Genomic DNA, 24603 nt, shown 5'->3' on the forward strand with positions numbered 1-24603 from the left:
AAAGCCAACGATGCCGGAAGTCTGAAGAAAAAACTTTCGGCATCGTTGGCTTTAACCTTTCGGACTTCAATAAAATTTCGTTTATTTGCAGCCCCAACAAAAAAAATGACTTGGTAGCTCAGCCGGTAGAGCAACTGACTCTTAATCAGTGGGTCGAGAGTTCGATCCTCTCCCAGGTCACAAAAAGCCCTTCAGTATTGCTGAAGGGCTTTTTATTTAGAGACCGTTGAAGTGAGTTTTTACGATTTTAATTTTGAATTATAAAGTACGGGATTAAGATTAGGATCATTATACATTTTTATCTGCCTGTATACTTTCATTTGTTTAGCACCTATTGCTATATCATGATGGAGCTCGTCAATACTCTTGCAAAGGTCTTCCCGTTGTTCTGTCAAAGTTTCCAGTTTAAGGGAGCATGTTGCATAATGATCGGGAGGCGTATCAACCCGCTGTACTTCAGCCTGCATATGATATATTTTCAAAGCAAGTATTGAAAGGCGGTCCAATGCCCAAGCCGGACTTTCGGTATTCAGCTTTGCGTTTTCTGCAGGTTTAACATTACTATATTGATGAAGAAAATAATCATCTATTACTTCTACAATATTGGTTCTGTCCTGATTGGACTTATCAATTCTGCGCTTTATACTTAAACACTCATAAGGATCAAGATCAACCTTCCGGATTTCATCTTCCAAATGCCACTGTACGGTGTCTATCCAGCATTTATAATACAATAAGCCGTACACAGATTCAGGATGATATGCATTTTTAATTGTAGCATTGAGATCATCCTTGGTATGATAATCCTCTATTGTCCGGATATATACAGTATTCGCCAAAGCGCTTATCTTATTATTCTGTAGATCTAAGTCAAATTCGTAATTGATATATTCCATTATGTTAATCAGTTAAAAAGTAAAAAAACTTCAATAAATAAAATGAGTGCCTATTAATAGCCACAGGAGCGCAAGACAGAGATAAACATCTCTTATCAGCCCAGAAGAATGAGGTGATAAACCAAAACTTTAATAAGGAACCTGTTCAGTAATAGGAACAGGTTTAAAAACATCAGGATAATTGTTTAAACAATGCTGCGCGGACTTCCTCTACTGAGATGGAATGCATGCAAAGTTTATTATAGGGGCATGGAGAATGAAACAATAGTTCCAGGCAAGGAGAACAGCGTACAGGTTTATACAAATTGATATTATTTAAATGTCCCCATATCTCAGGCCGGGCCGGACCGAATAATACCACTCCAGGTATATCAAATGCGTTGGTTGCATGAGAAAAAGAAGAATTAACCCCCACAAAACTCTTTGCGTATTTAATTAATGCCAGTGTATCTCTGAAAGAGACTTTATCCCTTAAATCTACTGCATTACTTACCTTTTTTTCTGCGGATACCCCCAACTGAAGAAATGTATACTCTGGCATCGATCTCACCAGCTCCTCCCAGTTCTCCACCTCCCATTCCTGGTTTTTAGATGTTTTGGAAGTAATATGCATGAGAATTGGATTCTTATACTGCGCCATAAATGTCCGTGCCATATTCTCTTCCTTTTCAGATAAAAAGATCTGTACCTTATTATCTTTCAACTCCATCTGATGTAATCCTGCTATCAGGTCTTTCGCATTCCTGTCACAGAAAACGGCCGGCATCAATGCGGCATAGAAATCAGTATGAAAGGATTCCCATTTCATATAATATTTAACAAAAGAAACAGGGTTTTTAAAGAAAGAAGTACTTGTTACTCTGTCTATATGCGGATTGTTCTTAAATATCCCCTGCTGACGTTTATTCATGCAGTATAAAACAATCTTACGGTCAGGGTCCGCTTCTTTCAGCGCTTTAATAGTAGGTGTGGTCAGTAATACGTCACCCAATCCTCCTGCTATTATAATTCTATAAGCTTTCATATTTCAGCTCTTTTTTATCTACTTCATCAGATAGCAACCAGTGCAATTGTACCAGTGCAAACTCCCAAATGCTCTTTTCCTTATGCAGAAAAAGCAACAAATGTTTATCTCTTTTCATGAAATGCTTCTCCAACTCTTTTTCCATTTTTGACTGAATGATAGCGAGATTGATATTAAACTCCTCGATCTTTGATCGTATTTCATTTTCGGTTCTCATAATTAATAGAATAAATGCCAATAAAAGCAGTATACGATAGCAATAGACAAACCGAACACAACAAACCATGCAAACAAATATTTGCTATTCTCCTTTCGGCATAACAGAACCAACATAAACAAGGTCAGTGCGGAAATAATATAAGGGAGGATAAACAGGAAAGAATATTGCCCCGGTAACCCCAGCGCCAGTATATACAAATTGGAAGCAGCAGTTACGTTAATGGCATAAACAAAGCCAGAAAATACAAAGAATGTTAACAGGATAGCAATTCCGCTTAACCAATACATTAAAGACGGCCGACGCCATACAACAACCTTTATAAGTCCTACCAATAATATCAACAAACCGATAACCAATGGTGATAATGATAACCCTGGTCGTCTGATAACATCTGCCATCTTCGCTATACCATTACTAATCTTTAGATCTGCAGCAAGCTTCACCGGATCTTTATCATAACAATTACCATCTACTTTCTGGTTATCCAGGAATGCGCTAATCAATTCAGTGCCACATTTGGTAAAACCGGGTACATGTCCTTGATTGGCACAAACAATCACCGTACTATTCGGTAAGATCTTCCCCAAAGTCCGCCCACTCTCAGGCGGAATAACAGGATCAAACTCTCCGGACAATATCAGCGTAGGAAAATTGGCATTGATCTTTGCCGAATCCACAATTGTTGATGAATCATGTCCCCAGCTCTCACACACAGCATAATCGCCCTCATAAAAAGGTAAACCCTCAGCAAGAAAGCCCTTATAAGATGATGCATCTTTCTTAAATGATTCCAGTGAATTTACGGGTAGTGTCTCATGGCATAACACACAATAATAAGCGCCATAATCCAGGTTCAGATGATTCTTCAATGACCCTATCAATTGCAATACCATTCCTTCGTTCCTGTCATGAAACTGTTTGATTACCGCCGGCAGTATCTCAAAAAACTTTCGCTCATATATCCCCTGTTGCACAGCCAGCAAAAAATCCTGCGCATTCAATGTAAATTTTCCTGAAGGCTGAATCTTTTTTGAGACATTAAAAGTCCATGGTTGCTTGTTAAGGTCATCCACTGTACTGTAAAATAATTGTTCTATATCTCCATACGCATGCACGATGGATTTATCCTCCTTACATTTTTTAAACAAAATATTCAGCGACCTGATAAAATTGCTTGTATTATGGTCATACAAGCCTGCAAACGGTGTCACCGGCGAATCCATCACCAATTCTTTCACATCCTCCGGAAACTGCTTCACATACTCAAAAGCGATCCTTGTTCCATAAGAAACACCGTATACCCCCCATTTATCATAGCCTAATGCAGCCTTTAAGGCATGCAGGTCATACGCCATACTTGTACTATTGTATGCATTGATATCTATATGGCGCTTCAACAGATCGATCTTGCAACCATTTGCTACTGCTACTCTTGCTTTTATATCCTTCTGTCGGGTATCATCATCTCCCAAAACCTCCATAAAAGACTTACCCAGATCAGGACATAACTGCGGTGTAGAAAAGCCTGAGCCCCGCATATCAACAAGAATAATATCATGTGACTGATGCACAGGATTATTTAGCCACTTCTTGATAGATTTTACAGCATTCCCCCCCGGGCCTCCCGCTAAAAACACAATCCCGTCCTTTGCGTGTTTATTAGCACTTTTAAGGATAGTTACTGCAAGAACAACCTTATTACCGTTATTATTTTTCCAATTCTCAGGAACAGTGAGATGGCCCCACTCTGCATTGATGCCTTTCATATCAATACCCGAGAAATTACCGGATCGGACAAAGGTTTCCTGTGCATACAACTGTACAAACGACAACAAGAAAATAATAAACAACCTGTATTTCATATATTTCATAGATTAAAAATTAAAATCGATAGTAATTCCATTATGTTTCTTTCTTTTCTCTAATACTGATTCCATATCAATATCATCTATACTTAATGACGGATCACGTATTATCTCCTCTAACAGATGCTGATACTTTGATATCAGTAACAGAATACTTCTTTCCTCATACAAACCTGTATCATACTCAACTTCACAGTATACACCATCAGTAATTTCAAGGAAAGAGAATGTAATGGGCAAACGGCTTACCCGATGCTCAACAGGATATTTTTTCAAGGGTAAAAGCCCTCCCTCCTGCTGCCAGGCTACCATTACATCAAAAGGAATCTCATTTAATAGCTGATTCAGCGGATAACTATCATATTCTAAACTTTCTGCCAGTAAGGATTTCGTTTGCAGGCACAACGTTTTAAATGAACCCTGTACCTGGCTTCGAAACGCCAGTGTATTCACAAACATCCCGAGTAAATTCTGTACATCAGGATGTTTCCGACCGGCAACCGGAATACCTATACAACAATCAGACAGTCCTGTACTCTTGTATATCAGTACCTGAACAGACGCCAGCATTAGCGTAAATAAGGAACAACCAAGGGTGTTAGCTAACTGCTTCATGCGTCCATCAGTAGAAAAATCAATCTTTGCTCCTTTAAAAGAACGTATCGCTCCATCGGCCTTAAAACTCTCCATTGATTGATAACCCCACATCCGCTTTAACCAATACTCACGCGCTGTTTGCAGATGAGGTTGATGATGGCTCCATGCCGCATAATCCTTATACTGTATAACGGACTTCTCGCTTACCGTTAATCCTTTTACAAACAACTCCAATGACCACCCATCCATAATCAGATGATGTGTCACAAACACCAATATTTCTCGTCCTCCACTTACCTTCACCAGGCAAACTCTCAGCAATAAATCATTTTCCAGATCAAAAACGGTGTGCACCATGTCTGCAATAAATATATCCGCCTCATGGGTACTCATTACCTCAACCTGTTGCACACTGAATGTATAGGCTGAACGGATCACCTGTTTAGGCACTCCTTCTACTTCAATAAAATTCGTACGTAATATCTCATGTGCGTTTATTAGCGACTGTACACCGCTCTCGATGGAGCTAATATCATCAGTCACCTCAAAAGCAGCATACATGTTATAAGTAACAGACACCCGCTGTTGCTGACAAGCCAGCCATAACATTTGTTGCACAATGGCGATATCATAAGCTGTCTGTAATTTAACCTTTGGAATGGGCACAAACGCCCCCCTCACAGCATCCCTTACCCGTTTCGCCTGCTCCCGTATAACAGGATATTCAAAAATATCTTTTATACCTAATTGAATATGAAAATATTCATTAACAGACTTCGCCAGTTGCATAGCTTTAATAGAATGACCTCCCAGGGAAAAGAAATTGGTGTCCATATCCAGTATCTCAGTTCCCAATATCTCCCGCCACAAACCAGCCAATGCCACAGATATACCATCTGCTGGCCGCTCTTTGACACGCTGTATAACCAATTGCGACAAATCACGCTGGCTCAATGCTTTCCTGTCTATCTTTTTATTTGGCGTTATGGGAAACACGTCAAGCACGACGATCACTTTAGGGATCATATAGTCCGGCAAACTGTCCCGTAATTTATCGATCACTGCCTGGGAAGAAAAATCCTGTATACTTGTTTTCACGAACCCAATCAGGAAAGCATCCTGTTCAGTATCCTTCCTTGCTACTATTATCGCTTCATCTATCTCGGGCAGGGCAACAAACTTTTTCTCGATCTCTCCAAGCTCTATCCGGTATCCGCGTATTTTCACCTGATCATCTTTTCGTCCGGAAAAAATGATCTCTCCATCTTCATTCCACTTTCCTGTATCACCTGTTCTATAAACCCTAACGCCGGATATATCAATAAATCGCTCCCGCGTTAATACCTCATTTCTGTAATAGCCCCTGGCAAGCCCGCTTCCTCCTATATAAATTTCACCTTCTGCCCCAACAGGCAAAGGATGTAACCAGGGATCAAGAATATAGAATAACGTATTGTTGATTGGCTTTCCTATATTTTTCGCATCGTTCGCACTCCATATTCGCTTTACTCCAGACCATATTGTAGTTTCTGTAGGCCCATACATATTCCACAACTCCAAAGAAGTGGCCAATAACCTATCAGCCAGTGCAGTGCTTAGCATATCTCCTCCGCACAATACCTTTAAACGCCGGCTTCCCTGCCAGCCCGCATTAAACAATATCTGGTAAAATCCCGGCGTTGCCTGCATAATGTCAGGATCCAGCAATACCACCTGATCTATTAGTTTCACAGGATCAGACAGCGTCTCATTATTCGCTACATATGTCATCGCACCGCTGATCAATGGTAAAAAGAATTCCAGTATAGAAATATCAAAAGAATATGTGGTCACGGCAAAGAGCAGATCACCCGGCCGAATACCTGGTTCAGACTGCATACTCACCAGAAAATTTACCAGCGAACGGTGCGTAATCTCCACCCCCTTAGGATTTCCGGTAGAGCCTGAAGTATAAATGATATAAGCTGTAGAAGCGGGTGTAATCGTAATATCCATCTCATCTCCCGCAATCTCATCAAAAATATGTTCCACCCTTATCGCATTCACATTCTCTCCACCAAGTTTCTCATAATGCTTTTGATGGATCAGTGTAGTTGCCTTACTATCTTCAATAATATAGGTTAGACGGGTAGCCGGAAAAGAAGGATCCAGCGGGATATAAGCCCGCCCCGATTTCAGCACTCCCAGCAATAACACTACCAGATTGGCAGAACGATCCATCAATACCGCCACGGGCCTATTTCCTTCATCCAGTACAGCACACAAGTAAGCTGCAACGCGGTCAGAAACACGCTTTAATTCTGCATAGGTATAACAACGAACAGCATCACGCACAGCATCTGCTTCAGGAAACAGTGCCACCTGTTGTTCAATAAGGTCTACAACTGTTTTTTCAGATGGATAAGTTGCAATACGATGCTGGTACTCCCACTCGGGCATGCACTTTAAATCTTTCAGCAAAATACCAGGTTGGTGTACCACTTTCCTCAGTAAATACTCAAAATGCTTTACTAAACGCTCAATTGCTGCCGCACCGAAACAACTCACATTATAATCAAAATCAATCTTTACATTTTCTTCGGGATTAAACTCTCTGATATAAATTGCCAGTGGTACACGCTCAGCCCCATGTGTAAGAGGGATCACCTTAGTCACTGTATCTTTAAATGTATCTGCATAATTATGCTTTTCATATGAGAGTGTAACACTAAACAGTTTATGCATACCCAATTCCCTCACCAGTCTTCCTAAAGGAAAACGCTGATGGCGATAGTCCTGTCTTAACTGACTCTTTATTCGCCCTACAAACTGCTCAAAGCTCTCTTCAGGATCCAATTCCATGCGTAAAGGAGAAACACCCATAAACAGTCCTGCAGTTTTTTTAAAAAGGGCCTTATCCCGGTTAAGTACGGGCAACCCGATAGCGAAATCATTATTTCCGTAAAACCTGCCGAGGTAACTATACAATACGCCCAGTATAGTGTGAAAAGAAGTCCCTCCGAGTTGATTATACAATGCTCGCGGTACCAGGAGTTCCACCCGCTTACTTGCAGGCGCTTCGGCTTCAGGTATCAGCACTTCGGGCAATATAGCAAACCTGTTTAGCCAGTATTTCTTGTCTTTTCCATATATTTCTCCTTGTTCATAACTCGCATCATCCACAACATAGTCGGTATACTTAAATGGATAGGTGCTTTGTATTTCCCCAAATTCTTTCAGCTCATTATAGTTCTTTACTAATCTTTGAAATAGCAACGAAGTTCCCCATCCATCCGTAATAATATGATGATATACAGAAAACAGATAGTGAAAAGAATCACTCACTTTTACTAAACAAAATCTATGTAATGGCTTACCTGCAAACAAATCAAAAGGCTCTATAAATGATACCTGCATATACTCATTTGCTTTTTCGTCCGCATCAACTGTCAATGAAAAATCGACAAACTCAAGTTTCCCCTCATAATGTGGCAAAACGTTAAAGCCTCTTTCACTTATAACACTTCTAAATGTATCATGCTGGGAAATAAGATGCTGATATGCCATCTCCATAAGGTTAAAGCTAAGCGTCCCTTTAATTGATATCTTCGCTCCTATATTATAAATAGGTTTATCAGAATGCAATAACTGTTCATAATAAACATCCTGCTGAGGTAAGGTAAATGGAGTCAATGTAATAAGGTTTAAACGATTTTATAACTCCCACAGAAGTTCTCCCTCTCGTGGCATTCCATTAAGATCACGCACAATCTTTCCGTAATCAAATTTCAATATCCTGTCTGCATATTTAAAGTAGGCATCATCATGGGTAACAGCGATGATCGTTTTTCCCTGTGCCTTTAGCTGCGGTAGCAGCTTTTCATAGAAATATCGCCGGAAATAAGGATCCTGATCTGCTGCCCATTCGTCAAGCACCAAAATCGGGCTGTCTTCCAATAATGCAAAAATCATCGCCATCCGCTTACCCTGCCCCTTGGAAAACTTACGTCTGGCAGATTCTTCCCTATCGTCCAATACCACCGTATCAAGCTTCATAATTTCCAGTAATCGCCCGTATTCCTTATTCTCTTTCAAAGAGTAATTATCATAATTACGCGAGAACAAATGATTATCTGTAAAAATAGCAGAGATCTTATCCTTATAGTACCTGCCATCATTCGTGATCTTTTTGCCATTCAAGTAGATACTTCCTCCAGAAGGCCTGTACAACCCGGTCAAACAATTAATGAATGTACTCTTACCACTCCCGTTTCCACCAATAATAAAGATTGTTTCACCTTTTTTTATGGTCAGATTAATGGGTCCCATTACAAAAGAGCTATCAAAATCGTCCGATTGATGTTGATAAGTGATCTCCTCAAATCTCAATTCTTCTACTTCTTCGTAAAACTCTTCCGGTACCCTCTCTGCCTCCACAGGCATGTCCTTTAAATCCTCAAGAAATGCATTCACACGTTTATTAGCTACATAGCTCCGCGTATAAAAGTTTTGCATTCCTATCAGGTTTGTGATAGGCCCGATAATAAATAATAATATCACCACAAAGGAAATTACAGACTCCCTGTTAAGTAAATGCAACAAGGGTAATACGAAAAGCACAATACCTAATAACAGGTACAATCCATACTGGCTAAACAGATTTAATACCAGGTACCTGTTAACGATCCCGATCTCCACATCTCTCACCTCCTTCCTATTCCTCCTTAAAAACTTTTCAAACAGGTTCGTACTCTTGATTGTACTTAATTTCAACTCCTTAAAGCCCTTTAAGGTATCATCAACTACCTTAAAATATAGATCATTCAGCTTTCTTAATAACTGCACCCTTCTGAATAACCGCTTATTATAAATAACATATCCTATTGCCATGACAGATATAATTGATACAACTATCATAGCTGCTGTAAAAGAAAGTATAAAATAATATATCAGGCAAATTACCAGTGAGATAAGAGAACTGATCGTTCCGGACATAATGCTGGGCAAATAGGCGAACAGACGCACATCCTCTACAATTCCATAAATCCGTTCTGGTCCTATTGCCTCCAGTTGGCGCAGGGTGGTTTGCTGCAAAGATGTGAAGATCTTCAGCTCATTCTCGTAAATAGCATTAAATGTAAACGCAATAATTTTTCGCTGTAAGAACATATTCAGACCAAAAGACAATACCACTATCAGAAAGAACAACTGTCCGATATAGCTTGCATAAAAAGGATTCTTCCCTGCTACGATACCATTTATAATATACAAAATACCAAATGTGAATAAAGTATTGGGTATAGCAATGAGGCAGAGAAAAACAATGTTTTTCCAGGTAATTTTAAACATAATAAAATAGTATTAAACTTAATTACGGTTGCCGCTCTTCTCTTTCCTCTCAGTCTGTTCTTCTTTTCTGTTAAAACGGTAAACAATGCTCAGCCGGTAACGGGCAGCATTGTTGTTATTGATGCGGTTAAAGGTATAATTGTCTCCTCTGGTTAAGATTTTATACTGACGGCTATCAAATACATTTGTTACGTCGAACGCTATTGTCATCTTATCTTTCAGCAGATTTTTGCTCAATCCGAGATCAACATAATATAGGGATTTGGTAGTGCTTTGCGCATTCCGCTGCTCGCCTATAAAATTAGACCTTGCCTGGAAGACAAATCCTTGCAGGAATTTCACTCTTGTCCCCAAACGGGCATTCCAGGTATTGCTTGAATAATCAAAATTCTCATCTGCATAATTTCCACGTTGCTGAAAGCCATAAACATTATACTCACCATTCACCTGTAACCATTGCTCAGGATCATACGTGGCAGACAATTCAAATCCATACCTGTTTTCATGATCTAAATTCACAGGTATTGTAAAAAAAGTACTTTGTTTGCTATCCCGATAAGTATAAAAAAGAATAAAATCAGTTGTGTGTTGAAAATAAACAGATGGATTAAGAGTCACCTTATTCCAATGCTGCATCAATCCCCACTCTAACGCGTTCGTATAAGCAGGATTCAGGTTTGGATTACCTATGTATTGAGAATTTAAATTAGTTAGTTCAACAAATGGATATATCAGTTGTAAAGATGGCCTGCTGATACGCCTGCTATAATTCAGTTGCATCATCGTTGCATCATTAAAACTATAAGTCATGTTTACGGTAGGGAATAACCGCGCATAATCCTTCTTATTATTATAGATATCATTCCTGTCATCAATACCTATATGTGTATATTCTGAACGTAAACCAAGTAAGTAATTAAACTTACTGATCTTACTCTCGAACTGTGCGTATGCGCTTCCTATTATCTCTTTATAATTCAGCCTATTATTAATATCCCCATAAATAACCCATTCGTTGTTGGCGAACTCTTCTGCTTTATAGTCACTGATCACAGATCTTGCCTCTATTTTTGCCCCTACTTCAAACAAGGATTTTTCACTCAGGGGATCTGCAAAGTCTGTTTTTAAGAGAAAGTCTTTACTTGATCCCTTTGAATTTGTTCTGAGTGGCAACTCCGCTTCCTCAACGGGAAATACCTTTTGTGTTGACAAGTTCCAGTTCTTATCACTATTCCAGAAATCATACTGCATATCCACACTAAATTTCTTCCTTTTCTGGTCAAATGTCCGCGTGTAATTAAATTCCACCTGGCTATAATTCCTCACCTCTTGAGAGCTTCCATCTCTGACCAAAGCACTATCCTTTAAACTACCCGAATGACCATAGTTATAATGCAACACATCTCCATCCCTATCTTTGGTATCATTCCTAAAGAAAGCAGCGGTTATTGTATTCTTACTATCAATGAAATAGTCAGCTCCCACATACAATAGCTTGCCATCATCATGCCTTTTCTCATTCTGTAGCATACTCAGTGATGTTGCTACGCCGGCATCCGTAGTTACTTGTCCAGACGAATACAATCCTACATAATCAGAGTAGCGGTATCCTAAAGTTGAAAACAGGTTCAGCTTATCCGTTTTATAGTTCAAACTAGCATTCACCCTGTTATCATTAGGAATGCCTCCAACCAGTCTTACCTGCCCATTAAATCCGCTCTTTTTGTTCTTTTTAAGGATAATATTGATAATTCCCACAGCTCCCTCTGAATCATACCGTGCAGAGGGACTTGTGATCACCTCCACAGAAGCTATATTATCGGCAGGGATCTGATCCAGTGCATTATTCAGTGTTAACCCTGATCGCTTTCCGTCAATTAGCACATTCACATTGCTGTTACCACGCAGGCTTACCACACCTTTAGCATCTACAGAAACAGAAGGGATATTTTCTAGAATTTCACTTGCTGATCCGCTTTGAGCAAATATATCCTTTCCTACCGTATATACTTTTTTATCCAGTTTCATTGTTACCCGGGGTGGTTCACTGCTCACCACCAATTCATTCAGCATAATCACATTTTCTTCCAGAGCAATAATCCCCAGGTCCATTTTCGTATTACCCACTACCACTGCTTTTGAAAAGGGTTTATAGCCGACAAACTGAATCTCCAGCATATGAGTGCCAGCGGGTACACCACCCAATTCAAATTTCCCTTTTTCATTTGTGATCACTCTTGTTATCACCTTCAGCGAACTGTCTTTAATCGTCACGGAAGCATACTGCACAGGCTCTTTGGTACGGCCAATAACGATTTTACCCGCTACACCTACCTGTCCGTACAGATAAACATTGGACAATAACAATAAAATAAAAAAAAAAAATTTCATGTTATGAATTTTCATACTTAATAATACTAATTTAATGCTGGTTCCAATTTATATTCGATAATTTTCTCTCCGTAAAGACGTTCCGGTTCAATGTTTTTAGAACGGCAATATTCAATCAGTTTATTAGATTCTACAATAGGTTTTGACTCATCTGTATACTTGATCGAGCTGATATATTTCAACCACGGTTCCATACCCATCGCATATACAAACACGTTCCGTGGATTAAACACATCGATCAATGCCTTTGATTGTTCAAAATTACAACCAGCCAGACGCCTCGATTCATCCTTATCTCTTGCCAGCGTTTCTGGCATTAGCGGCCCATATAACCAGGTTAACGGAGCCCCTTCACATTCCATACCCAGGAATATCACATCAATATCGCCTGTTACACCATGTATACGTTCATACAGCCTGGGAGAAACATTGCAGGAATCAGCGGCAAATAACATTTTTAGACCATCATTAAATTTAACATGATGACACAATTTACTTCGCACATCCAGATCACAATGCTCACCAATAAAAGGCAATCCCGTAATAGAGCAATCCTCAAATTCCAATGTCTCCATCTCACCCAGCTCTATGATGTTTTTAAAGCCCAGTTGCTGAAACATCAGCTTTAAATTAGGATCTTGCAGCCCTCCACCATTACTTCTGGGTACAACAATGTTTGTTATTCGTTTCCTTATCCGTAATAGCGTTTCAAATAAAATATGATCCTGATGATTATGAGTGATCAATACATAATCTATCTTTTCCGGCAAATCTTCATAGGAAAAACGCGAAATATCAGTTTCATAACCATAGCTGATTAAAGGATCGGCCAGTATAGTGGTATGTTTTGTTTCCGTCAAAATACAGGCATGACCAAAATACCTCGTCAGTATACCATCACCATCATACTTTTTGTATTGCCTTGGCGGTTCTGTCGTAAAAAAGCTTTTGAATAACTCTTCTTTTCCTGGCTCTGTATTAAAGATATCCTTGATCTCACTAAATTTTCTGGGTATAACAGCCATATCAAATAACTCATCTATCTTCTCACTCTTAAAAGGGAGACTCACTCTTAAAATTTCGTCATTGGGTAACTTAGGCGTACTTAACACAAATGACCTCGAATCATCATCTTTCACCAAAAAAAGATTAAAACTCTGTAAAGATTCATCATAATATTCTGTAGCGTACAGCAATGACTCAAAAAACCGGAAAGAGGCATTATTATTCACATCATATATCAACTCCACTAACCCTTGTAAACGTTCAGGTACCTTTGGATAAAGATCAGTTAGTGCATATCCTTTGGCCTCCTTTTTTAGCATTTCATTTAGCTGGATAATATCATCTCTTAATCCCAGTAATTCTGCACATTTCTCCAGTGTATTACTTATTAATCCTTTGATCTCATCTACTCGTTTGCCTCCATAATCAATGAAAGGGCCTCCCAGCATCTTAGGGCTCTTTATTGCAGCGGCATGAATAGTTGGGTTCTGCACATATGAATTCATGATCTTCAGGTGCCTATCCTTTATATTCATAGCAGCAGTAGCAGGCGATACTAAATGAGGCCATGCATACCAATTATCAATCAAGGGTTCTATAGCTAGGTTTGGCTTGATGAATACTACATCATCATTATTGATTTCCATAAAATATTATTTAATTATTAAGATGACTATTTTTCTTTAACAAAGACCTGATGAATATCTGTAAAGATATCATCTCTTTTATTTACTGCATTAAATATGGGCCTGTCGGGAATGATTTTATTGTTTATACAGGAGTAACCGCTCCAGGCATTTTTCGCTGGTAACAAAAGCCTGCGGAAGATATTGATTGATAGAAGCGACTTCTTCACTGGTCGACCAATCCAAAGATGGCATCTCCACTTTTTTCGATTCCCAAAATAATTTCCGAAAATTCCGAATAGCCCTGGGTATCTGCCTAAAGCAGTATCATGAAGTGTTTGGTGATAGTGTTTTTTACAAGAAATAATAAATACACTTTTCTAAAATTGCTGTCGCGTAAAAAACTAACAAAATAGAATCACCATACTTAAGTTTATTTTCTTGCAATAATTTCATAGTTATTAATATTTTTTTCCTTTATACCAGAAACCCATTTACGGATATATTGTTCAGGATTATTAACCTTCATATCAGGATGTAAACTATATAAGGCATCTACCACATCACTAAACAGATCCATGGTTTCTTCCAGGCCGTTCCAGGAATCAGCAAAATCGTAGTGGCCATAAATGTATTTGAACCGTGATATAAAAGCTGGATCACCCCATGCACTGATTCCCCTTCCATTGTGCATAGTATCAAATACTGCGCCCCTGATGCTTTTTGTATGCAGTTCTATCAAATGCAGTAAACAAATCTTCAAGCCATTATCACACTCTATTTTGGCACTCAGCAAATCTCCCCTGTGTAACTTAATTGCCATCAGATAGGAATGATGCCAAAACTTATTCACAATAAAATTCACCCTTTTCATATCAAAGACCTTATCCTTCTTAGATCTGAATATCTTTTCTATATAATGCAGTTTTTCGTTATAATCCTTTTTATCTACTACACAGAAAAAGCCCCTCTGCACACTATAAGCAAAGGCATTAAGGGCATCTTCTATAGGATTCTTTAAAATACGGGGGGTTAGTTTTAAAAAGTTATTTTTTTCCTTTAACAGGGCGTATAAATAAGCCCAATAAGACAATCGTTTATCAAGGAAAACTATATCCATCCCTACTCCATTATGAAAAAAGATCTTATTCCCTAATTGATTCGCCAAAACCTTATCGGTATAATAGGCAACTGGTACAGATATCTCCTGCATCCATTCGGGATTATGATCAAACCAATGCCTGTTCTTACAAAAAACAATTACATCGATATCAGAATATTCGTCGGCCTTCTTATATTCCCTGGCCATTGAACCCGTAATGATCACACAAAAAATATCTTTATTTTTTGCAGCCCAAGTCGTCAGTCCCAGTAAAATCTCATCTTTATTATTGCTCATGTGGTTTGAATTTTATTTGTAGGTTGGAATAGTGAAACCAACTGCTGATATTTGTAATAATATTCCATCAGCATAGGTATCGCACTTAACTGAAATATTATATTCCTGTGTTACACTGGCTATTAGTTTTCCCTCTGGCATCCTGTTATTATGCAGATCTCTGTAATTAAAACGGCCAGCGATATATTTACCATTAATATTCATTTTTGCATATGGCACCTGCTGATGCATCCTGCCCGCTATATGCACCGAATGTACAAGTTTACAAAGTTCACTCAGAGTCATATCAGCATTTATACTTATACAAAGCGGTAACTTATTTGTAAACTGGCCAATAGCTCTTTCCTGTAGTTCACTTTCTCTTCCATCTACAATGACATCAACAATAAATGTCCCAACACCAAGATTTAGATAGATAAGGGAGAGCATGAAACTACTGATTGTAATATTTTGCTCTTTGCAATAAGAAATTATTTGTTGATAATCATCTCCCATAATCCTTATCTGTTTTACAGTATTTTTTCCCTTTGCTAAAGGCTGAACACCCTGAGATAAATGTTCATTCCAATATTTCAACCGTAATCCATCAGGCTTATAATTAATAAGTTTTTTATAAGCTTTAGTATCTAAGGGACTAACGGGTATACCATAATAAGTCTTCTGTAAATAATCTGAGATCAATCTGTTAGAAATATCATCTGTCAGTGCATGATGAATCATGATATAAACAATATCATGATCAAGCACATAACACCTCATACCCTCCCCTTTTTCAAGGGCGAACGGTAATGCTCTTTTATCTTCCAGTTCATCCTTACGTATATACTCTACGATGGGGTCTGCGTCATTTACTGGTATTTGCCTTAATCCTTCGGGCGTTTTAAAGATCCTCATCCTCAAAATATCCAACTCCCTATACACGCTTTTAAGCGTATTGAGCCATTTATCTTTATCAAAGTCTTTTAATTTTATCCCGAAAGACCCTAACACATGCCTGTATTCCTCTCCATTAAAATATCTAAGTTGGTTATCTGAGAGTGGCGTTAAGCCTCCACCCGCACTGTCTGTATCAATGCCCTTAAACACTTTTACAAACCTTCCCAATTCTTTTATGCAAGGTGTTTTAAGAATTTGTATAACAGGTAAAATAAATCCATGATTTTTCAGTCTTGCCACTACCTGTACAGATTTCAACGAATTACCTCCCAGCTCATAAAAATTATCAGTAATTCCTACTCTATCTACAGTTAAAACAGCCTCCCATATTTTCACCAGCAATCGTTCAATCTCATTGCCTGCTGCTACATGCACATTCTTTATAACATGCTTCATATTTACATTTGGCAGCGCCTTCCTGTCAACCTTTTTATTAGCTGTTAAAGGAATACTGTCTATTTCAACAATATAGGCAGGTAACATATAGGCGGGTAACTCATTACTCAGCTGCTCTTTCAATAATTTCTTATCCATCGTACTAACCACATAGGCTACAAGAGCTCCTTCTTTTATCGCTACCACTGCCTCCGGTACATGCTTCAACAAAACATTCTCTATTTCCTCCAATGCAATACGATACCCACGTACCTTCACCTGGTTATCCGCCCGCCCCATATTATAAATCTCACCCTCAGCATTATACCTACCTAAATCCCCAGTCAAGTACATACGTACGCCATCAGCAGCACGCACAAATTTTTTGTTTGTAAGTAACACATCATCCTTATACCCCCTGGCTATAAAAGGACCGCGAATAGCAATTTCTCCCAACTCTCCGATACCTGCTCTGTTACCCAAAACATCCACCACCAGTATTTCTGTATTCAACAACCCTACGCCCAAAGGCAAATTCACCTCATCTCCTTTCACAATATAATACCCAAGTGCCTGTTGTGATTCTGTTGTGCCATACAAACAAACCTGCATAACGCTGGCAGCCATCTTTTTCAATGCTGCCGCCTGACTTCCCTTCAATGGCTCTCCTCCATAAAAAACATATCGTAAATCATCCAGCAATACAGGTTCAGTTAACGTTTGCACTAGTGAAGGTGTAAGATTCATTACGGTAATACCGGATTTCTGAAGCCAATAAATCAGTTGCTGAGAACCGATCAGATCCTGTGAAGGGATCATTAACTTACCCCCAATACAAAGTGGCACAAAAATATCTCTCATCAAAGGATCATGCAATAAACCAGATAGCATGCTAAAATGATCAGTTACTGATACATTAAATGCTTCCTGTATCCAATGCACATAATTCACCAAAGATCCGTGACAGGCTTCCACCAGCTTAGGTATCCCTGTGGATCCAGAAGTAAATACACAATAAGCAGCGGTATCAGCAATAACCGCTACAGGCACCCACAACGAATGATCAAACCCATTAATAAAGTCCTTACTAATATCCAATACCAGCTTAGCGTTTAATACGGATAAATAATAATCGTTCCTCGTACCGGGTGTTGTTTTCGATAAAATACAAAAGCAGGCCCCAGCCTTCAAAATACCAAGTAATACAACCGGCAATAACGCATTACGCTCTCCATAAACAGCTACTACATCTTCTTTTCCAACGCCTTTTGACTGTAACATCACAGCTACCGAAGAAGACATCTCCCATAATTCTTTGTAGTTATAAATATCCGTATCATCCTCCAACACTACATTTTCAGGATGTGCATACACCTGTTTCGCGATAAGATCTATCACAGAAATAGTACAATCAGCATTCACCGGCTTCAATGCCCATGGAGCTGTTTTTAAACTAAACTGATTCAACGGTAAAGTAACAACAGTCACTATTTGTTGTAGCAGCCCCACATATTGCGTCAGTAAAGCTTCAGTACTTTTACGATTAAATAGCGCCGTATTATATAAACACTGAAAAGAGATACCTGTAGCAGTCTCCTGCGCATATAATGTAATGTCAAACTTGGATTCCTGTTCATGGGACATCTCAGGATAAATACTTACTCCATCCAGCATAATCGCTTCATGCGGCTGGTTCATCATATTAAAAAACACCTGAAATAACGGGCTCCTGTCCAAATAGCGTTCGGGCTTCAAAACATCCAATACCTTTTCAAAAGGCACATCCTGATGCATATAGGCATCCAGTGTAGTTGTTTTGACACGCGATATCAATTCCTTAAAAGTCAGTTCTTCTTCAAGAGAAGTACGTAACGCCAACGTATTAATAAAAAACCCAATCAATGGCTCCGTTTCTTTCTGTGTCCGGTTTGCAATAGGTGTCCCCACACAAATGTCTGTATCCCCGCTGTACCTGAACAACAGTAATTTGAATGCTGATAACAACAACATAAAAACCGTTGCCCCTTCCTGCTGAGCTAATTCCCTTAGCTGCTGAGATAACACTCCATCTATCTGCGCTGTAAATACATCCCCTTTGTTACCTGTTAACATGGTACGGGGGCGATCAAGCGGAAGATTTAATGTAGAAACCCCGTGCAGCTTTTCCTTCCAATACAACAATTCTTTATCCAGCACTAAGTGCTTTCTTTGCCATAAAGCATAATCTGCATATTGCAGGGGTAAAGGTGCCAGCTCTACATATTGATACATCGCTAACAACTCCTTAATAAACAAAGAAACAGACCAACCATCAGCCGCTATATGATGCATCACTACCCGCAAACGATATTCATCAACAGATAACTGCTCCAGCTTCACTCTTAGCATATAATCTTCCAACAAATTAAAGGCACGGTTAATATCCTCCTCATCCTTGCTCATTTCCCATTTATCGGCAGGCAATACCAACTGATAAGCCACTCCATTATCATCTCTGATAACAGTTCTGAGTACCTCATGCCGCTGAACGATCTTTTTGAATGCAATAATTAAGCGCTCTACATCCAATGTTCCTTTCAATCGGAGAGCAGCTGAGATATGATAATGTGTACTTCCTTCCAACTTATCTATAAACCATAACCGCTCCTGCGAGAATGATAAGGGAATTCTTGATGGTTTGTTCTCCACTAATGTAATTGCCGGTAATAACAACCCTTTATCCTTTTTACTCAGCACTAAAGCCAATGCTTCCACATTAGGATGATCAAACAAATCCCTTAACCCCGCTTCTATATCCATCTCTTTGCGGATGGCGGCAATCACCCTCATAGCTAATAGGGAATGACCACCCAATTCAAAGAAATTATCATGTACGCCAACTCTTTCTACTTGCAACAATTGCGTCCAGACTTTTGCCAACCGGGTTTCCATATTATTACGTGGTGCCACATAATCATTAATTGTTAATGACATCACGTCCGGATCAGGTAAACGTTTCCTATCCGTTTTGCCATTCGCTGTTAATGGTAATTCAGTTATTTCTACCAGTAATGCCGGCACCATGTACCCTGGTAGCTTAGTCTTCAGATATTCTGATATTCCTTCTCTGTCATAATTACCTGAAGGTACTATATAAGCAATCAGTCTTTTTATTCCATGGGCATCCTCTCTCGCGATCACTGCGTTCTTACTCACTAACAAACACTGCTGTAGCACATTCTCGATCTCCATCAACTCTACCCGATAGCCACGGATCTTCACTTGATTGTCCTTTCTATCCAAGTACTCTATATTCCCATCGGGCAACCAACGGGCAAGATCCCCCGTCTTATATAAGCGTTTACTAAACGCACTTGACACAAACTTTTCTACTGTTAATTCAGGTCTGTTCAGATATCCTCTTGCCAGGCCATCCCCGCTGATACATAACTCCCCTTTAACCCCTTTAGGTAAAATGCGCAACTGTTCATCTACTATATATAATTGCGTATTATGAATAGGTTTTCCGATCAACACGGGCTCTCCTGCATGTAATTCTTTAACAGCAGACCATATTGTCGTTTCTGTAGGCCCAAATAAGTTCAAAACCCTATTACTTAAACTCGTCAAAGCTTCCTTCAAACTATCCTTAATCGCTTCCCCTCCGGATAATACCACTACCTGCTCATTATTCTTCCATCCACTATCCAGCAGCAATTGCCATGTTGCAGGTGTAGCCTGCATATGAGAAGGGCGATGCAAATCGATCAGATCCTGTAGAAGATACCCGTCCATAGCCTCAACCCTGCTGGCTATGATCACCTTACCTCCCGTTATCAATGGCAGGAATATTTCTAAATAAGCAATATCAAAAGAGAAAGTAGTAACTGCCAACACACTCGCATCCGCAGTAAAATGTAGTAACTCCTGCATAGAGCATAAGAAATTAACCAGAGCAGTATGTTCAATCATCACCCCTTTAGGGTTCCCGGTAGATCCTGATGTATAAATTACATATGCCAACCCTGGCGCAACATTCTCACCAGTATCGCCGGGTTGCAAACCGTCTCCCGAAATAACAAGGTTTGCTTTCGAATCTGATAGCACATAACTAATCCTGTCTGCAGGGTATGCAGGATCTATCGGAATAAAAGCAGCACCTCCCTTTAATACTGCCAGCAAGGCCACCACCATATCCAGAGAACGCTCCATGCAAATACCTACTAATCCATATCCTTTTAAATCAAGGGCCAACTGGTCCGCACGTATGTTCAGCTCTGAATAAGTAAGCTGGGAATTCTCAAATACTATGGCAACATCATCAGGCCTAATATTTACCTGTTCTTCAAACAATGATACAACTGTTTTATCCGAAGGATATACCTTCTCGGTAGCATTAAAATCATATAACAGCTCTCGTTCTTCTGCTTTTGTCAGAACATTGATATCAGACAATTTCAAAAACGGCTCCCTCAGAACCTGCTCAAAAACAATTCTTAAATGCCCTTTGATCATTTCAATATAACCAGCATCCAGCAAGCTTTCATTGAAATTAAAATCTATAATCAACTGTTGATGCAGACTTGCCTGCACAGACAATAAATAATTATTATTTTCCTCTACCTCAACATTTGTAATCTTCAGAAAAGGTTCACGACCATTCTCACTATCTGTTAATGGATAATTCCTGAACACAAGAATACTATCAAACAAATCCCCGATCAATCCACTCCATTTCTGCAAATTTGTCAATGAAGTATACTGATATTCCCTCGCCTGTACATGTTCCTTCTGTAAATGTAATAGCCATTCGGTTACAGGTAACTCAGCCTCTATTTGCGCACGGAAAGGCAAAGTATTTATATACAATCCTACCTTTTTGGCGTACTTCATATCTGCCGGTCTGCCAGACACCGTAGCGCCAAACATAACATCTTTCTTTCCGCTGTAAACAGATAATAACAGCGCCCATATCCCCTGCACCAACGTATAGGCAGTAATGTGATAACGCTGTGTATAATCATTGATCTGCTGGGTAAACTCTTCGTCAAAAACAAGTGACGCATTTTTAAATGCCCCTACTCCTTTATTCCGTTCGCTGTTGTTTGCAACAAAAGGCAATAACGATGGTTCCTCAAACCCTTTCAGGTAATCTTCCCAGAACTGCTTCTCTTTATACGGATCAACCCTGTTGATGTATTTAATATAATCCTGATACAGATCTTCGTCCACAACAGACGGTACACGTCCTGTCGCATATTGTTCATATGCTTTTAACACTTCACTGATAATCACCTGTCCAGACCATCCATCCCACAAAATATGATGCTTTGTCCATATCATCCTGCACGCTTTGGTACCTGTTTTAACAATGGTTACCCTTGTAAGGGGCGCCTTATTCAGATTAAATCCCTGTACACGATCTTTATGTAACAACTCTTCAAAAGCATGCTGCTGTTCTTCTAAAGAAAGTTCACTAAAATCAAGTAAAGCAAACGGTAAAATAACGTGACTATACACACTTTGCAGCGGAATACTCACTTTATCATAAATAAAAGCAGTTCTGAGTATACTATGATTACTGATCACATACTGCCATGCCAGCTTAAACGCATCTACATTCAACCCGTCCGGAAAATCTAACCTGAACTGGGTAATATAGGCAGTTGCATTATCCGCATACAGGCTATGGAACAAAATACCCTCTTGTAAGGGACTTAATTCATACAGCGCAGAGATCTTGTTTCTGGAAGATAAATACTGTACTAACGCAGCCTTATGTTCCCTGATAAAGGCAGGGATCCGTACATCCTGTTGTATTCCGGAGATTTCTTCCGGGGTTAACTTACCTTTTCTGCCAGATAAGATCAAATCGCCATTCCTGACACTCAGAGACAGCCCTGATTGTTCTAATTCAACTATAAACTCTTCCATATAATTAGAATCTCATAACGTCATCTTCATCCTCTAACTCTCCTTTGCCTAACAACTCATCCAGTTCCCTGTAATCCAATTTGCCATTTAATCCAAAGTCGGCCGGAGTAACATCCCTTTCCTCCTTTACTACACAGTGATTGATCAATGACGTAAGATGATGGATATAATTATTGGCAAATGTCCTCACACTCTCAGCAGTATATTGCTTTGATGAATAATTAAAGGAGATATGTAATACATTGCCTGTGACAATGGCTCTTATTACAAACTTATCACGAATAGGGTACTGACTACTGATATGATCCCCAGGATATTCTGGGGCTCCTTTAAACCATTCATTGGCATTCACCACATTATCCTGCTGCCCCAAATAGTTAAATACAATATCCCAACAGTCACCGCTCAATTCTTTCACCGGATTTAAATACTTCAGACACCCAAATCCAATCCCCTTATCCGGAATGCTTCTCAACTGCTCTTTCACAGATTTCAGCAAGCTTCCTTCCCTCATATCTCTTTCCAATCGCAACAACACAGGATACTTATTGGTGAACCAGCCAACTGTACCAGTAATATCTAAGTGAGGAAACAGCTCCTCTCTGCCATGTCCTTCCAATCCTATCACCACATTATCATTACCTAACCATTCCCTGATAGTAAATGCGAGCGCACTCAATAACAGATCATTAATCTCGGTATTATAGGCAATATTCGCTTCTTTTAGTAATGAATGGGTTAACTCACTATTCAGATGAACATCTACAGCGGACACATCTTTTCTGGCAGATTCCTGTACATTCAACTCAAGCGGTATAGGCTCAAAAGCTTGCACGATCTTTTCCCAATAGGATTGCTGTGCAGTAATTCTTTCTGTGAATGCAAACTCAGTTAGTGCGTCTGCCCAATTACGATAAGAACTGGTCTTTAGCCCAAGTTCACTATCACTTATTGCTAACAGACTACTTATCTCATCTATTAATATTCTCCAGGAAACACCATCTATGGCAAGATGATGCACCACCATAAGAAATCTGTTATATTCCTCTTCTGCTGGTGTTTTGATCAAAACAAACCTGCTCAGTACACCATCCTCTATATTGAGGCTTTCCTGGTATTGCTGACAAACAGCTGTAATTTGTTCACTCGCCGAGTCAACCACTTCCAGTTCTCCTTCTCTTTCTCCAAACTCCTGTATCCATTGAGCATTTTTATAAGTATAAAAACATCTTAAAATATCATGTCTGTCAACAATTACCTTCACCGCATTTAACAATTCAACATCTGATACTTTTTTATTCAGCTGCAACAACACAACCTGATTAAAATGATTCACCGGATAAACATCTTTCTCAAAAAACCAATGTTGAATAGGTAATAACGCAGCCTCTCCAGTCAATCGGCCTTGTTCAGCGATAACAGCTCTTTCATTATTATGAAATATCAATGCAGATAACTCAGCTATCGTCTGGTAGTCAAATAAATCCTGCACTTGTACGTGGTACCCTTTCCGTTTTGCCCTGCTTACCACCTGTATCACAATAATGGAATCTCCACCCAGTTCAAAGAAATTATCATGGATACTAACACGATCCACATTCAGCAAAGAAGCCCATATCTCTGCCAGATCTTCTTCCAGTTCATTCCGTGGAGCTACATAATCAGATTCCAATAATGCATCCGGCTCTGGCAAAGCTTTCTTATTCACCTTCCCATTGGCCGTTAGCGGCATCGCTGTCAATGACATCAATACCGCAGGGAGCATATAATCCGGCAAATGATCCTTCAAATAATTCATGATCGCCTCTTTATCAAACCCATCTTCACATACTACATACCCGATCAGGCGCTGTTGTTTATATAATACTACACTTTGCTGTACGCCCACGAAGTCGGACAACACTTTATTCACTTCGCCCAACTCAACTCTATACCCACGAATCTTCACCTGGTCATCTACCCGGCCTATAAACTCTATATCGCCATTCGTAAGTCTGCGAACAAGATCGCCTGTTTTATACAGCTTAG

At 39.4% G+C, this 24603-nt stretch carries 11 protein-coding genes and 1 tRNA gene; 1 reads left to right on the forward strand and 11 read right to left on the reverse strand.

What is annotated here, in order from left to right; translation table 11 throughout:
- The first annotated feature begins 107 nt into the window (after positions 1-107).
- Positions 108-180 (forward strand) — tRNA-Lys (locus BW976_RS26320).
- A 59-nt stretch (positions 181-239) separates the two neighbouring features.
- Here BW976_RS26320 and BW976_RS26325 read toward each other — a convergent pair.
- The 11 genes from BW976_RS26325 to BW976_RS26375 all read right to left on the reverse strand — a co-directional run.
- Complete coding sequence (locus tag BW976_RS26325; RefSeq protein WP_084192362.1) at positions 240-896, reverse strand: DUF4254 domain-containing protein; 657 nt, start codon at positions 894-896, stop codon at positions 240-242.
- A gap of 172 nt (positions 897-1068) precedes the next feature.
- On the reverse strand, positions 1069-1920 hold the full coding sequence (locus BW976_RS26330) for a glycosyltransferase family 9 protein (protein WP_076378223.1): 852 nt from the start codon (positions 1918-1920) through the stop codon (positions 1069-1071).
- Positions 1907-2137: a hypothetical protein gene (locus BW976_RS26335; protein ID WP_076378225.1), complete on the reverse strand. Its 231-nt coding sequence runs from the start codon at positions 2135-2137 to the stop codon at positions 1907-1909. The genes BW976_RS26330 and BW976_RS26335 overlap by 14 nt, the downstream gene beginning before the upstream one ends.
- Before the next feature lie 2 nt (positions 2138-2139).
- Positions 2140-4011: an alpha/beta fold hydrolase gene (locus BW976_RS26340; RefSeq protein WP_076378227.1), complete on the reverse strand. Its 1872-nt coding sequence runs from the start codon at positions 4009-4011 to the stop codon at positions 2140-2142.
- A gap of 3 nt (positions 4012-4014) precedes the next feature.
- Positions 4015-8274, reverse strand: coding sequence for a non-ribosomal peptide synthetase (locus BW976_RS26345; protein WP_076378229.1), 4260 nt, complete (start codon positions 8272-8274; stop codon positions 4015-4017).
- 21 nt (positions 8275-8295) lie between these two features.
- Positions 8296-9930, reverse strand: a complete 1635-nt coding sequence (locus BW976_RS26350; RefSeq protein ID WP_076378231.1) for a cyclic peptide export ABC transporter — start codon at positions 9928-9930, stop codon at positions 8296-8298.
- A gap of 18 nt (positions 9931-9948) precedes the next feature.
- Positions 9949-12321 (reverse strand): TonB-dependent receptor, encoded by a 2373-nt coding sequence (locus tag BW976_RS26355; RefSeq protein ID WP_076378233.1) that lies wholly within the window; start codon positions 12319-12321, stop codon positions 9949-9951.
- 26 nt (positions 12322-12347) lie between these two features.
- Positions 12348-13973 (reverse strand): MBL fold metallo-hydrolase, encoded by a 1626-nt coding sequence (locus BW976_RS26360; RefSeq protein WP_076378235.1) that lies wholly within the window; start codon positions 13971-13973, stop codon positions 12348-12350.
- Positions 13974-14385: 412 nt separating this feature from the next.
- The gene (locus tag BW976_RS26365; protein WP_076378237.1) at positions 14386-15351 is read right to left on the reverse strand and encodes an aminoglycoside 6-adenylyltransferase; all 966 of its coding nucleotides are present in this window, start codon (positions 15349-15351) and stop codon (positions 14386-14388) included.
- A gap of 12 nt (positions 15352-15363) precedes the next feature.
- Positions 15364-22575 carry a condensation domain-containing protein gene (locus BW976_RS26370; RefSeq protein ID WP_076378239.1) on the reverse strand — a complete coding sequence of 2404 codons (7212 nt, stop codon included), beginning with the start codon at positions 22573-22575 and terminating at the stop codon, positions 15364-15366.
- Between the two features lie 4 nt (positions 22576-22579).
- On the reverse strand, positions 22580-24603 hold a 2024-nt coding region (locus BW976_RS26375; protein WP_139332433.1), incomplete at its 5' end, for a condensation domain-containing protein.

Origin of the sequence: Mucilaginibacter lappiensis, assembly GCF_900155965.1 — a bacterium.
GTDB lineage: Bacteria > Bacteroidota > Bacteroidia > Sphingobacteriales > Sphingobacteriaceae > Mucilaginibacter > Mucilaginibacter lappiensis.